The sequence below is a fragment of the Pasteurella dagmatis genome, assembly GCF_900186835.1.
Lineage (GTDB): Bacteria > Pseudomonadota > Gammaproteobacteria > Enterobacterales > Pasteurellaceae > Pasteurella > Pasteurella dagmatis.
In genome coordinates this window covers 986,632-1,001,005 of sequence record NZ_LT906448.1, presented here as the reverse complement: position 1 = coordinate 1,001,005, position 14,374 = coordinate 986,632, and the positions used below count along the sequence as shown (strand labels likewise).

11 protein-coding genes are annotated in these 14,374 nt (G+C 35.1%); 7 read left to right on the top strand and 4 right to left on the bottom strand.

Annotated elements, in window-relative coordinates:
* Positions 1–180 precede the first annotated feature (180 nt).
* The gene (gene pepT, locus CKV78_RS04510; protein WP_005762351.1) at positions 181–1,425 is read left to right on the top strand and encodes a peptidase T; all 1,245 of its coding nucleotides are present in this window, start codon (positions 181–183) and stop codon (positions 1,423–1,425) included.
* A 261-nt stretch (positions 1,426–1,686) separates the two neighbouring features.
* Here pepT and CKV78_RS04505 read toward each other — a convergent pair whose 3' ends face one another.
* Together CKV78_RS04505 and CKV78_RS04500 are read right to left on the bottom strand one after the other, a co-directional pair.
* Positions 1,687–4,341 (bottom strand): PqiB family protein, encoded by a 2,655-nt coding sequence (locus tag CKV78_RS04505; RefSeq protein ID WP_005762349.1) that lies wholly within the window; start codon positions 4,339–4,341, stop codon positions 1,687–1,689.
* Positions 4,328–5,584, bottom strand: a complete 1,257-nt coding sequence (locus tag CKV78_RS04500; RefSeq protein ID WP_032855174.1) for a paraquat-inducible protein A — start codon at positions 5,582–5,584, stop codon at positions 4,328–4,330. Before CKV78_RS04500 ends, CKV78_RS04505 begins: the two co-directional genes overlap by 14 nt.
* A gap of 232 nt (positions 5,585–5,816) precedes the next feature.
* Between CKV78_RS04500 and proQ the strand changes: the two genes are divergently transcribed.
* The 5 genes from proQ to CKV78_RS04475 all read left to right on the top strand — a co-directional run bounded on the left by proQ (position 5,817) and on the right by CKV78_RS04475 (position 11,599).
* Complete coding sequence (gene proQ / locus CKV78_RS04495) at positions 5,817–6,449, top strand: RNA chaperone ProQ (protein ID WP_032855172.1); 633 nt, start codon at positions 5,817–5,819, stop codon at positions 6,447–6,449.
* Between the two features lie 99 nt (positions 6,450–6,548).
* Positions 6,549–8,588 (top strand): carboxy terminal-processing peptidase, encoded by a 2,040-nt coding sequence (gene prc / locus CKV78_RS04490; protein WP_005762343.1) that lies wholly within the window; start codon positions 6,549–6,551, stop codon positions 8,586–8,588.
* A gap of 64 nt (positions 8,589–8,652) precedes the next feature.
* Entirely contained in the window at positions 8,653–10,188 is a 1,536-nt protein-coding gene (locus CKV78_RS04485) for a L,D-transpeptidase family protein (RefSeq protein ID WP_005762340.1), read from the top strand.
* A gap of 144 nt (positions 10,189–10,332) precedes the next feature.
* Positions 10,333–10,893 carry a YcbK family protein gene (locus CKV78_RS04480; RefSeq protein WP_005762338.1) on the top strand — a complete coding sequence of 187 codons (561 nt, stop codon included), beginning with the start codon at positions 10,333–10,335 and terminating at the stop codon, positions 10,891–10,893.
* Between the two features lie 73 nt (positions 10,894–10,966).
* Positions 10,967–11,599: an MBL fold metallo-hydrolase gene (locus tag CKV78_RS04475; RefSeq protein ID WP_005762337.1), complete on the top strand. Its 633-nt coding sequence runs from the start codon at positions 10,967–10,969 to the stop codon at positions 11,597–11,599.
* Positions 11,600–11,612: 13 nt separating this feature from the next.
* On the opposite strand, the gene CKV78_RS04470 is transcribed toward CKV78_RS04475, so the two are convergent.
* Positions 11,613–12,500: a TIGR01777 family oxidoreductase gene (locus tag CKV78_RS04470; RefSeq protein ID WP_005762336.1), complete on the bottom strand. Its 888-nt coding sequence runs from the start codon at positions 12,498–12,500 to the stop codon at positions 11,613–11,615.
* 29 nt (positions 12,501–12,529) lie between these two features.
* On the bottom strand, positions 12,530–12,997 hold the full coding sequence (gene argR, locus CKV78_RS04465; RefSeq protein WP_005762335.1) for a transcriptional regulator ArgR: 468 nt from the start codon (positions 12,995–12,997) through the stop codon (positions 12,530–12,532).
* 219 nt (positions 12,998–13,216) lie between these two features.
* Between argR and mdh the strand changes: the two genes are divergently transcribed.
* A complete protein-coding gene (mdh, locus tag CKV78_RS04460; protein ID WP_005762333.1) occupies positions 13,217–14,152 on the top strand; it encodes a malate dehydrogenase in 936 nt (311 codons plus the stop codon).
* The last annotated feature ends 222 nt before the right edge of the window (positions 14,153–14,374 follow it).

The following is a 14,374-nucleotide window of genomic DNA, read 5'->3' as shown; positions in this document are numbered from 1 at the left end:
AAATCAGTAAGCGCTTAAGTGAAATTATGTTAACTAAAATACATTAAAAAATGACTAAATCATAATACGGTAATATTGACACTTTTTAGAAAATTTGAAGTAACATTGTGATATATCAATAAATAAAATCGCTTTTCTCGCTAGACTAACAGCAGTTTTCTTAATACTGCGTGGTTTATTATGGTAACAGAACAACAAGAATATCAACTACTTGAGCGATTTCTTCATTATACAACCTACGATACACAATCCAAGTTAGGGGCAAAAATTTCGCCGAGCTCGCCCGGTCAGCTAAAACTAGCTAAACATTTACAACAAGAATTATTTGCTATTGGCTTAGAAAATATAGAAGTATCAAAAAATGCAGTAGTAACTGCTTTTTTACCTTCTAATATTAATAAAAATGTACCAACTATTGGTTTAATCGCTCATTTAGATACGGCAACGCAATGTAGCGGGAAAAATGTACAAGCTGAAGTCATTGAAAATTATCGTGGTGGTGATATTGCTTTAGGGACTGGAGAAGAATTTATTAGTCCTGTGCACTACCATTTTTTACATAAGCTTGTGGGTAATACCTTAATTGTTGCGGATGGTAATACGTTATTAGGGGCAGATAATAAAGCAGGAATTGCAGAAATTATGACCGCACTTTCTATCTTAAAAGAAGGAAATTTACCACATTGTAATATTCGTGTAGCCTTTACCCCTGATGAAGAAATTGGCTTAGGTATGCAGTTTTTTCCGTTAGAACAATTTAAGTGTGATTGGGCTTATACCATAGATGGTGGCGAAGTTGGCGAATTAGAGTATGAAAACTTTAATGCTGCGACAGCTATAGTTACGATTGAAGGCAAAAATATTCATACAGGATCGGCAAAGGATAAATTAGTTAATGCATTGGCTTTAGCTTGTGAGTTCCAACAGGGATTTCCAGAAAATGAAACGCCAGAAAAGACAGAAGGTAAGGAAGGTTTTTATCATTTATCTGAATTTTTAGGTGATGTTGAAAAAGTAGAGCTGCAATACTTAATACGTGATTTTGATCAGGAGAGTTTCTTACAACGTAAGCAGTTTATTCAAAATCTAGTTATTGAATTTAATAGTAAAAAACAACTAGTTAAACCAATTACATTAGATATTCAAGATAGCTATAAAAATATGTATGAAATGGTGAAAAAAGTCCCTCAATCTGTTGAATTAGCAGATCAAGCTATGAAAAAAGCAGGTATTTTACCTTATCACAAAGCAATTAGAGGTGGTACTGATGGTGCTTGGTTAGCTGAAAAAGGATTGGCTTGCCCGAATATTTTTACTGGTGGTTATAATTTCCACAGTAAACATGAACTGATTACATTGGAAGGCATGAAAAATGCAGTTGAAGTAATTGTCAATCTTGCAAATTTAGCTGTGGTTGATAAATAAAGACAAATTTTGTTATTTTTGGAAGGTGTGAAAATTATTTGAAAAAATGTAAAGTTTTCTAAATTTTATTTAATTTTTTGATTTGCAATTAATCTTGTTTTTTCTTAGAATCGTTGCGTTACCTGAGTTATTTAACTTTGGTACAGCTAAACTTTAAAGATTTTATTCATTGTTGGAATGAGTTTAAAGAATTTTGAGCTTATCTTCTTAATAATATGAAAAGCCGCACTGACTTTGAGTGCGGCATTTTTTTATCTCATTTTATTGTGGTAGTGCGCCACTGTTCCACTGTTTAGCCTGTTCAGGGCGTTTGATTTGTAGCAAGAAGTGTTGATTCTCTTTTGCTTGTGGTTGGATGATAGTACTTGAAGGTGTTGAGAATGACACTCCACCTTTCAAGAATTGTTGAACAGAACCTGTATTAAATTCAGCACCTTTTAAACTTACATTCAAATCATAACCAGACGCAATCCAGAACTCAGAGTTTTGGCGTACTAGATGTTTATGCTTCTGATCGATTACTATATGCACAAATACGCGGTCACCTAAGTTATTGAGTGACAATTTTTGAATGGTCCCTACTTCCACACCACGGTATAAAACTGGAGAGCCAGTTGTGATATTCAATGCATCACTTGTTTCTAATACAAGAGGGAACCCTTGCGTATATTTATTACTCCGTGGTGCAGATTGTAATAAGGTAAATTGTGTTTTTGTTTTCCCTTGCCCAAGTTCTACATCAATATAAGGCTGTAATAAACTGTCTAAATTGTCAATTCCACCAGCTGAGATTTGTGGTGAAATAAGTTTAAAACGGCTACCTTCTTTTGCGACTAATGCCATATATTGTGGGTTAATTAATGCTTTTGTAATCACTTTTTGGCTTTTTTGTTCTAGTTGGATACTATCAATTTCACCAATATTTAAACCTAAATAGCGAATACTCATACCTTTCGATAAATTAGTTGCATCATCAGTAATAAAGGTGAGTTGTTGATTTGCTGATTTAGCATGTAATTCATTTGGATATAGAACATTATTTTTTCCATAACCTGAATTATCAAAGCTAATCGCACCTTTTAACGAACGAGCGATAGGCGTTGCTTGGATACTAATTCCTTTTGGGGTAATATCAATTTTTGCTGCGCTTTCCACCCAGAATACACTTTTATGAGTCAATAATTCTTTATGTTTAGGATAGATAAATATATCAACCTCAAATTGGTTTTGTTTTGGATGAATATCTAATACTTTGCCAACTTCATATTGTCGATAAAGTAGTAGCGACCCCTTACTAATACTTGGAAGGGTTTGTGTTGTCAAGGTGAGTGTCGGCGTGATTTTACCGTCAGTAATTCCTGCTTCTGCGCTTGTTATATCTTTATAAAGCGGATAGGTTGAAAGTGGTTGACCTTTTCGATTTTCCCCCGCAACAACACGAATACCACCTTCTAGCCATTTTTCAGGTGAAGCTGCTTCAAAACGTAATCCATTGGTATCTAAATTAATGTCGAAATGTGAAGCTGCAATAAAATAGGTGTCTTGATGAATTAAATGGCGGTATTTTTCAGTAATAGCCACTTTAAAGTTCACACCATCAATATCGAGTTTTTGATCAATCACTTCACCAATATTAATATTGTTATAGTAAAGTGGTTGACCTTCACTCACCCCATAGTTTTCAGGAGCAGTGAGAGTGATGACTAGTGTATTAGGTTGCTGTAATAACAATTCATTTTCTTTAATGATAACAAAGTTATCTTTTGCTTCCCCGTATCCAGCAATAACATCAAAAAACTCACCTCTAAAAATATTTTGCAGGTTAGTTAAATCGCCTAACTTTTTATTTTTATTACGTAAAACAATATTAGAATTCGTTGTGAATAAATAACTCATTGCAGGATCAATGAGTAGTATGCCTTGTCGAGTTTCTTGCCCATTTTCGGCAGTATTAAGTTCTGATAACACACCAATTTCTTTATTTTGATAATAAACTGAAGTTTCTCCAACATTAAGTGTAATATTGGAGGGAAGTGTAATATGGATTGGTGTTCCACGTTTTGCAGCTTGGAAATTGGAATATAGTGTGAAACTCTCATCGTGTTGTGCAAGGTCACTGTCATTTGGCGAATCAAACGCAACAGCACCTTGGACAACGGCATTTAAGCTATCTACATTAATGTTGATACCAGACAGACCGACATTTGCATTGATACCGCTAATATTCCAGAAATGGCTATCTTTTTTTACAAAATGAGCATATGCCTTATCAATGACCACATCAATAGACACTTTTTTACCATTTTCAATAAAGCGATGATCGTAGATTTTACCAACAGGTAATTTTTTAAAATAAACAGAAGCACCAATGGAAATGGAACCTAAATCATCAGCAATTAAATGAACCAACAAATCTCCATCATCTACTTGTGCAATTGGTCCTTCTGTTTCAGCAATAAATTCATCTTCGCTATCTCCATCACCTGGTTGCAATGTAATATAGTTTCCTGATACAAGCGCATCAATACCTGAAATCCCTGCTAGGGAGGCACTTGGTTTTACTAACCAAAACTTGGTATTTTCACGTAGTACGCTTTTGGCTTCAGGATAGATATTTGCAATTACTTCTACTTGTTTTAAATCATTAGTAAAATTCACTTTTTTTACTACACCAATTTGCAAACCTTGATAGCGGACTTGAGTTTTTCCTGCGACAAGACCTTCTCCATTAGCAAAGGTAATGCGAATAGAATAACCTTGTTCTTGGACGATTTGGAAAAACAAAATAGCACCAATGCAAAGCGCAATAAAAGGTAACAACCAAAACGGAGAGATTCTCCGGATTTGTTTCAGATCTGCTTTTGTTTGCTGATAAATTTTATCAATAGAGTTATTTTGATTATTATTTGTAGTCATAAATTTTCCAAATTAATCGGCTATCAAATTGTGAAGTAGAAACCATTGTTAAAAAGACAGCAATACCAAAGTAAAAGGCAGCAGGTCCTACAGAGAAATCAATAATTTGTCCACGGGCAACTAAAGACATCATCAATGCTAGAACAAATAAATCAAGCATCGACCAACGCCCTACAAAATGGACGAAATGTAATAAACGCATTTGCCATTTAACAGAGTGACGTAGTTTAAAATGTACGCAAGACAGCAAATATAACATAATCAGAATTTTACTGATGGGAACAAAAATACTCGCTGTAAAAACAATAAATGCAATGAAGTAGCTACCCATATTTATAAAGCTCAACACACCAGACATTAAAGTATCTGAAGTCGGTGCGCCATTGACATAAATCACAGACATAGGTAGTAAGTTAGCAGGGAATATCATCACAATACCAGCAAGTAAGGTTGCCCAAGTCCGTTGTAAACGAATATCTGCTGACGTGTGCAGTTTTGAATGGCAGCGTGGGCAAATTAGATTGTGTTTACGATCTTCAAGTGCGTTGGTAAATGTATATTGACATTCAGTACAAAAGTGCGGTTGATTATCTTGAGGAATTTCAGTCAATGGATTGTTATTCGGGTAGAAATCGTTCCATAGTTCCTTAGGGTTTAATTTAATGAATAACAATGTTGTCAAAAGTGCGGTAAAAACAAAAGCAATTAAATAACTATCAATATGTAATGAGGCATATTCCCTAACTTTAAATACTGTTACACCCAATGCAACTAAATAGACATCAAACATTACCCAAGGTTTGATGTAAGTAATTGCAATGAGTAAATTACGTGGTTTTATTTCTAATAATTGTGAAATACGTAAGAAAATGACCAATAAAGCAAAGGAAATTGGCATAAATACAGCACAGATAAAGACCAGAAATGCGGTGTAAGGATATCCTTGTGTTGCCATTTTCCAAACACCTCCCCATACAGATGCATCAATTTTTACACCAAGTAATTCTATGCTCAATAAAGGATAGTTTAGTGCGAAAGGCATAAGAATTAAGATAGAAAGTGCAATCATTGCGCAACGGTGTAAGTTCCAACGGTCACTTGAACCTAATACATTATGGCAACGTGGACAGGCAGCAACCTGCTTTTCTTTTAATGATGGAATAGAAATGACAGCATCGCAGTCAGAGCAACAAGCAAATTCGTTATGTGAATGATGTTGTTTCGAGGTCAACTCTTTTGTCATCTAAATGTTAAATTAAAGTAATCAAGTTTTATGATTTTTGTATTCTATACTGTATAAAAAATTTTGGAAATATTTATTAAAAATTATATAGCAAATTAAAAGTACTCTGTTTTTGACTATGTAGAAACGTAAATTAACGTATTTATTTGATTATATAATTGTCATTTTTTCTGAAAGTGAGATAAACTATGCCGAGTTTTTCTATGTGAAAATTGACATTCAGGAATTAGCAATGACAGAAGTTCAAAAATTAACAAATAATAAAGAAATTATTGCCTATTTAGTGGAAAAGTTTCCATTGTGTTTTTCTCTTGAAGGAGAAGCAAAACCGTTAAAAATCGGATTATTTCAAGATTTAGCAGAAGCGTTACAAAATGACGAACAAATAAGTAAAACACAATTACGTCAGGCATTACGTGCATACACATCAAACTGGCGTTATTTACATAGCTGTAAAGAAGGCGTTGAACGTGTTGATTTACAAGGTAATCCTTGTGGTGTACTGGAGAAAGAACATGCACAACATGCAGCAAAACAATTAGCAGAAGCTAAAGCGAAATTGTCAGAAAAACTTGCAGCAGAAAAAGTAGCAAATCTGAAGAAGAAGCGTCCAGCATTTAAATCAAATAATAAAGTGGTCAATAATAAAGAAAAATCAGTAGTCAAACTGAAAAGACCAAGTAGGCCAAAAATTGAACTGAATGCAGTTGATGTAGAAAAACTACAAAAAGGTGACAAAATTAAAGTAAAAGTAGGCGATAGTGCTAAGAATGCGATTTTCTTAGAAAACTTGAAAGAAAACGTTCGAATTGAGTTAGAAAACGGCTTAGTTATAAACGTGACTGCTGATCGTTTATTCGTATAACTTTTCTCATAATCAGTAATGCCATCATTTATTGATGGCATTCGCAATAAAATCACCACAATAGGTAATCTATTGTATTTTCTTTTTAGGAACACTTAAATGACATTGAGTAGAACAAGAAGTTGTTTAGCAAGCATTTTATTAAGTGCTTTATTTCTTAATATCTCTGTTACAGAGGCTGTTCAACCTAAGTTAAAACAGTCTGATATTGTTATTCCTCAACCCTCTGAAGAAAATCAGCTAGCGACTAAACGTGTCACAACTAGATTGACACAAAGCCATTATCGTAAAATTCAACTTGACGATGTATTCTCAGAAAAAATTTTTGATCGTTATTTAAAATCATTAGATTTTAGCCGTAATACATTTTTACAGTCTGAAGTTGATGAAATGCGAGTAAAATTTGCTAATCAACTGGATGAAGCATTCAACGAAGGTAATTTAGATATTGCTTTTGAAATGTATGAGTTAATGATGAAACGCCGTTATGAGCGTTATCAATATGCCTTATCTTTGTTAGATAAAGAACCCAATTTAACAGGTAATGATCAAATTGAAATTGATCGTGAAAAAGCAGACTGGGCAAAAAACCAAGCTGAATTAGATAAGTTATGGGAACAACGTGTCAAAAACGATGTGATCAATTTAAAATTAAAAGAGAAAAAGTGGCCTGAAATTAAAAAGAAATTGGTGAAACGTTATGACTTAGCTATTCGTCGTTTAACGCAAACCAAAGCAGATGATATTGTTCAGGTATACTTAAATGCATTTGCTCGAGAAATTGATCCTCACACTAGTTATTTAGCACCTCGTACAGCGAAAAGTTTCAATGAGAGTATGAATCTTTCATTAGAAGGTATTGGAGCCACTTTACAGCAAAGTGAAGATGACGGCACAAGTATCAAATCCTTAGTACCAGGTGCACCAGCAGAACGCAGTAAAAAGCTAAAAGCGGGTGATAAAATTGTTGGGGTTGGTCAGGCTACCGGTGAAATTGAAGATGTTATCGGTTGGCGTTTAGAAGATATTGTTGACAAGATTAAAGGTAAAAAAGGCACAAAAGTGCGTTTAGAGATTGAACCGGCAAAGGGTGGTAAATCCAAAATCATTACTTTAATCCGTGACAAAGTAAGAATTGAAGATCAAGCAGCAAAATTAACAGTAAGCAAAGTGAATGGTTACAATGTTGCTTCTATCAAAATTCCAAGTTTCTATATTGGTCTGACAAATGATGTTAGAAAATTATTAGCTGAAATACAAACTAAGAAAGTGCAATCACTCATTATCGATTTACGTGATAATGGTGGTGGTGCATTGACCGAGGCTGTTGCATTAAGTGGCTTATTTATTAGTGATGGTTCGATTGTTCAGGTGCGTGATGCATTCCAACGTATACGTATTCACGAAGATCCTGATAATGCTCAAGTATATTCAGGTCCATTATTAGTGATGATTAACCGCTTTAGTGCATCCGCATCAGAAATTTTTGCAGCAGCAATGCAAGATTACAATCGTGGTATTATTATTGGGCAAAATACGTTTGGTAAGGGTACGGTGCAACAAAGTCGATCATTAAATTTTGCCTTTGATGCAAACCAAGAGCCATTGGGTCTTATCCAATATACAATCCAAAAATTCTATCGTATTGATGGTGGTAGTACACAGCTAAGGGGAGTTGCTGCAGATATTGATTTCCCAGACGCAATTGATGCCAAAGAATATGGTGAAGAGAAAGAAGATAATGCGTTGCCTTGGGATAAAATCCCTGCGGCGACCTATTCTGAAGTTGCTCAAGCACGTAATGCAGTAGGTTATTTACTTGACAATCATCAGCGTCGAATTCAGAAAGATCCTGAGTTTATCACTTTAAAAGAGGATCTGAAAATTCGCGATGAGCGTCGGGAACGTAAATTCTTATCGCTCAATTATGAAGCACGAAAAGTAGAAAATGACAAGGATGATGCAAAACGTTTGAAGGATTTGAATGCTCGTTTTAAACGAGAAGGCAAAAAAGCGTTAAAGGATCTTGATGACTTACCTAAAGATTACGAAGCGCCAGATTTCTACTTAAAAGAAGCAGAGAAAATGGCAGCTGATTTAGCGAAGTTTGATTCGAAAAAAACCTTAGCCGAAAAATAAAATCAGCTTATTTAGACCGCACTTTAAGTGCGGTCGATTTCTAATGATTTTAAGGAACTCATTTATGTTAAAAATGAAATCACTCAAAGTGACACAGATAGCATTGTCTTTGCCATTATTTTACACTGTTAGTGTACTGGCTAATCCAAGTAATACAGCAACTCAATTACAGGCAGGCAGTCTTGAAACTGTTGTGAGTGCGACGACAACATTAGTGCAAGATGCTGAGCCTTTAACATCTCAACAAATTGCAGTAGAAACTCAGCTTGCTGAACAACAATTAGCGGAAGAGCAGAAAATTGAGGCTGAGCGACTTGCAGCAGAAAAACAAGCGTTAGCAGAGCAAGAATTAAGTAACCGAATTGGAGATACACGTTTACAGTTTAAAAGTGCAGTTGCAAAAATCTATGCTGAAAATAATTTTCAATTCCTTTGGACAGATAAAACAGCTGAAAAACAATTTCTACGTGAGTACGCTTCTGTTGTAGCAAGTGGTATTTCAAAAGAAACTTTTGAAGCCTTGGCACGAATTGATGAATCTGAAGAAGGTTCATTAGTGAGAGATATATTATTAACAGATACCTTCTTAGATTATCTGTATTACGCCAAAAATGTGTCAAAATCGGCTCAGAAATGGCTATATTCAGCAAATAGCTATAAAGCAATGCAACCCAAAGATGAGCATATCAATAATTGGTTAAGTGCAGTAAATGAGAATAAAATGTCAGAATTCTTGGCTACACTTTCAACACAAAATAATTGGTATAAGCAAACATTAAATGCGTTGACAGCTTTAGTCAAAGAAGATGCTGATAAAACTGCGTTATCTAAAATGTACAAAATGGCAATTAATGCACAACGTTTACGTGTAATTCCAGAGTTTACAGATGGCTTATTCGTTAATATTCCAAGTTATCAATTAGAATATTATCGTGATGGTCAACTTGTTTTAACATCGAGAGTTATTGTCGGTAAAAAAGCACGCAAAACGCCAGTAATGTACAGTAAATTGAGCAATGTTGTGGTTAATCCACCTTGGAATGCACCAGTACGTTTGATCAATGAAGACATTATTCCAAAAGTACGTAAAGATCCAAGTTATATTTATCGCAATGGCTATACCATTATTGATGGCAAAGGTAATAGTGTCGACCCATATACAATTGATTGGGAAAATATGACAGCGAAAAAATTTCCATATCGCTTGCGTCAAGCTCCCGGTGATAGTGCATTAGGCAACTTCAAATTTAATATGCCAAGCTCAGATGCGATTTATTTACACGATACACCAAACCGTGGGTTATTCGGTAAAAAAGATCGTGCTTTGAGTTCTGGCTGTGTACGTGTTGAGAAATCTGATCAACTCGCTACAATTTTATTAAAAGAAGCTGGCTGGTCAGAAGAAAGAAAACGTAGTGTGTTACAAAGCCGTAAAACGACTTCTGCTAATGTAGCATCAGATAATCCAGTATTCTTATACTATGTCACAATGTGGGTAAACAAAGGTCAGACCCATACGTTACCAGATATTTATGGTTACGATTCAACACCAAATTTCAGTTATGTAAACTGGAAAATTGTGGGAAAATATCTCAATTAATGTGATCTTCCTCATAAATTAGACATATTTTCCCTTTATTTTTTAGGGAAAATATGTAGAATCGTAATGTTTAATTTTTATATAGAACTAATTACGAACATACTGGTCAAATTGGGTATGTATTAACTTTAGAGAAAGTAGCAGATGGACAACATTAACCATAGTCGCCGTAAATGGTTATCTTTAGGTGGAATTGTATTAGGGGCATCTTTATTACCCAATAGCTTATTAGCTGCGGTATCAACACCAAAACCTCGCATTTTACGCTTTAGAAATATTAATACAGGTGATGTATTTAGCTCGGAATTTTCATTGAGCAAAGGTTTTTCTTCCGTAGCATTAAAACGTTTGGACTATTTAATGCGTGATAAACGTAACAATCATATGCATAGAATGGATCCAAATTTATTTAGCAAATTGTATCGTATCCAAAATAATTTAGGGTTACGTAATACTGAGATTCAAATTATTTGTGGTTACCGTTCCCCTGCGAGCAATGCTGCAATGCGTCGCCGTAGCCGCGGAGTTGCGAGTAATAGCTATCATACTCGTGGTCAAGCAATTGACTTCCGTATTGATGGCACGTCATTAGCGAGAGTACGTCAAGTGGCTGAAAAACTGAGTAATGGTGGTGTAGGTTATTATCCTCGTAGTAATTTTATACACGTCGATACTGGTCCAGTCCGTACTTGGCGCGGTAGCTAATCACTGAAAAACTTTTCTAAATTGAACCGCACTTTTGTGCGGTTTTCTTATTCGTTAGTATGTAGGAAATAAAATGAATATCGAAATTATTCCTGTCACAGCATTCCAACAAAATTGTTCGTTAATCTGGGATGATGAAAAAAATGCGGCTATCATTGATCCGGGTGGTGAAGCAGAGAAATTGATCAAACGTATTGAAGAATTAGATTTGAATCTAAAAGTGATTTTATTAACCCATGGTCATCTTGATCATGTGGGTGCCGCACCAAAATTGAAGCAACATTTTAATGTTGAAATGATTGGACCAAATTCTTTAGATGATTATTGGTTTCAACAATTACCTCAACAATCACAAAAATTTGGATTATTTGAAATTGATGCTTTTGAACCTGATCGCTGGTTAAATGAAGAAGGTGAGATTATCGAAATTGGTGATATGCGTTTTGAAGTTTTACATCTACCAGGCCATACACCGGGACATATTGGTTTTATTGAACACAATAAACGTATTGCTTTTACAGGCGATGTGTTATTTAAACAAAGTGTTGGTAGGACAGATTTCCCTGGTGGCGATCATCAAGCATTATTACGAGTGATTCGTGAAAAACTGTATCCGTTAGGCGATGATATGATCATTGTCGCAGGTCATGGACCATACACCACAATTGGGCAAGAAAAACAAAATAATCCTTTTGTGCGTGAATAATCATTTTTATTCTTTATTCATTTAGACAATGCACAAGTGCTTGTTTAAAATGAGGATATTGAAATTCGAATCCTGCGTTCACTAATTGTTTTGGAATGATATTTTGACTATCTAATAATAATTGTGAACGCTCACCCAACACAAGCTTTAAAATAAAAGCAGGAACGCATGTGAAGTAAGGGCGATTGAGCTGTTTACCTAAGATTTGATTGATTTCACTTTGGGGTAAAGGATTTGGTGCTGTGAAATTAAATGCCCCTTCACAATGTTTATTTTCAAGTAAAAATAAAATTCCCTGAACCACATCATCTATGGAAATCCATCCCCAATATTGTTGACCATTCCCTAGTTTCCCTCCCAATCCTAGTCTATATAGGGGTAACATTTTTGCTAGAGCACCTCCTTTAGAAGAAAGCACAATACCAGTGCGGATAAGACAAACGCGAGTTTCAGCTTGAAGAGCTGAATTTTCCCATTGCTTGCATAGCATTGCAGCAAATGTTCTTGCAGCAGGGGTATTTTCAGTGATTTGCATATTGCCATTATCTCCATAATAGCCTGTAGCAGAACCCGAAATAAATACTTCTGGTGGATTTGAACTTTGATTAATTAGGTGAGCTAAATGTTTAGTGAGGCTAACTCGGCTATTAACTAACTTTTGCTTTTGTGCTACGGTCCAACGGTGATCAAAAATAGGCTCACCCGCTAAATTGATAATCGCATCGAAATCATTCAAATTATGATATTGAGAAATTGATGTAGTAAGGGTAGTTATATTAGGAAGTTTTTTGCGTGCAGTCTCGAGATTTCGTACCAAAGCAGTAACTTGGTGTTTTTCCACTAAATGAGGAAGTAATGATGAACCAATTAATCCAGTTGCGCCTGTAATAAAGATATTCATAGTGCCTCCTCAATATTAGGGTAAATGTGTTACATTGATGAATCAAATAACTGCCTGATACTGTCAATCAGATCTCGCATTTCTGTACCTAGCGTTGGAGTTACAAAAATTGTGTCATCTCCAGCTATTGTGCCTAAAATCCCGTCAGCTTTGCCGATAGAATCTAATAATCTAGCTATTAATTGTGCGGCTCCGGGTGTAGTTTTAATCACGACTACAAAAGCATTGTGGTCAATATCGATTACTAGATTTTTAAGTGGGCTTTTTGTGTTTGGTACACTCAATTCATTCGGTAAACAATACACCATTTCCATACGTGTATTACGCGTACGAACTGCCCCAAATTTGGTAAGCATACGCGAAACTTTAGATTGATTGATATTATGGAAGCCTAGTTCTTGTAAGGCTGTAACAATTTCACTTTGTGAGCCAAATTTTTCTTGTGCGAGTAATTCTTTGAATGCGTGAGATAAATTATCGTGTTTTTCAGGATGCATAACATATTCTCTTTTTTAGTTATATCTATTAATCTTGCATAAAATTGCATAAATATGCAAATAGATTTTGGCTTACTCAGAGTATTTTTGAATAAAGTGCGGTCAGTTTTTAATGAAAATTTGAGTTAGATCTCACAATTGAATTTATCTATTTGAATTTATATAGTGATCCTTTTAAAATCTTAAGAATTTAGTTTATTAACCCATAAGGAGTAGCAAATGAAAGTTGCAGTTCTAGGTGCCGCAGGCGGTATTGGTCAAGCATTAGCATTATTATTGAAATTACAATTACCAGCAGGGTCAGAGCTATCATTATATGATATTGCACCAGTTACACCTGGTGTAGCAGCAGATGTAAGTCATATCCCAACGGCTGTGAAAGTACAAGGTTTTGCAGGTGAAGATCCAACACTAGCGTTACAAGGTGCTGATGTTGTGTTAATTTCTGCTGGCGTTGCTCGTAAACCGGGTATGGATCGTTCTGATTTATTCAATATTAATGCGGGTATTGTACGCAACTTGATTGAAAAAGTAGCTGTAGTATGCCCAAAAGCTTGTGTTGGAATTATCACTAACCCCGTAAATACAACGGTGGCAATTGCTGCTGAAGTATTGAAAAAAGCAGGCGTATACGATAAACGTAAATTATTTGGTGTGACAACACTGGATATTATTCGTTCTGAAACTTTCGTATCCGAATTGAAGAATTTAGATCCAATACGTACTATTGTACCTGTAATTGGTGGTCACTCGGGTGTAACAATTCTTCCATTACTTTCACAAGTTCAATATGTTGAATGGAAAGAGGAAGAAATTGCACCACTAACAAAACGTATTCAAAACGCGGGTACAGAAGTGGTTGAAGCAAAAGCAGGTGGTGGCTCAGCAACTTTATCAATGGCACAAGCAGCAGCACGTTTTGCACTTTCTTTAGTAAAAGGTTTACAAGGTGAAAATGTAGTCGAATGTACTTATGTGGAGGGTTGCGGTAAATATGCTCGTTTCTTTGCTCAACCAGTTCGTTTAGGTAGAGAAGGTGTTGAAGAAATTCTACCGATTGGTCCATTAAGCGCATTTGAACAACAAGCACTTGATACAATGTTAGAAACTTTACGTGCTGATATTGAATTAGGCGAAAAATTTGTAAATCAATAATAATTAGTTAAACTTTATTAAGGGCATTTAATCTTAAGTTAAATGCCTTTTGTTTTATTAAGTTGGTGAAAAAAGCGCTAATATTTCTAAAAAATCGTGAGTTGGTTCACATTATTAATAATAACCATTTGCAGTGTGTGGTTTATTTAATTATCATTACCGCAACTAAGAACAAGTGCTATTAGAAAATAGCCGACATATTTTGCTTTCCGAGTAGTGCCT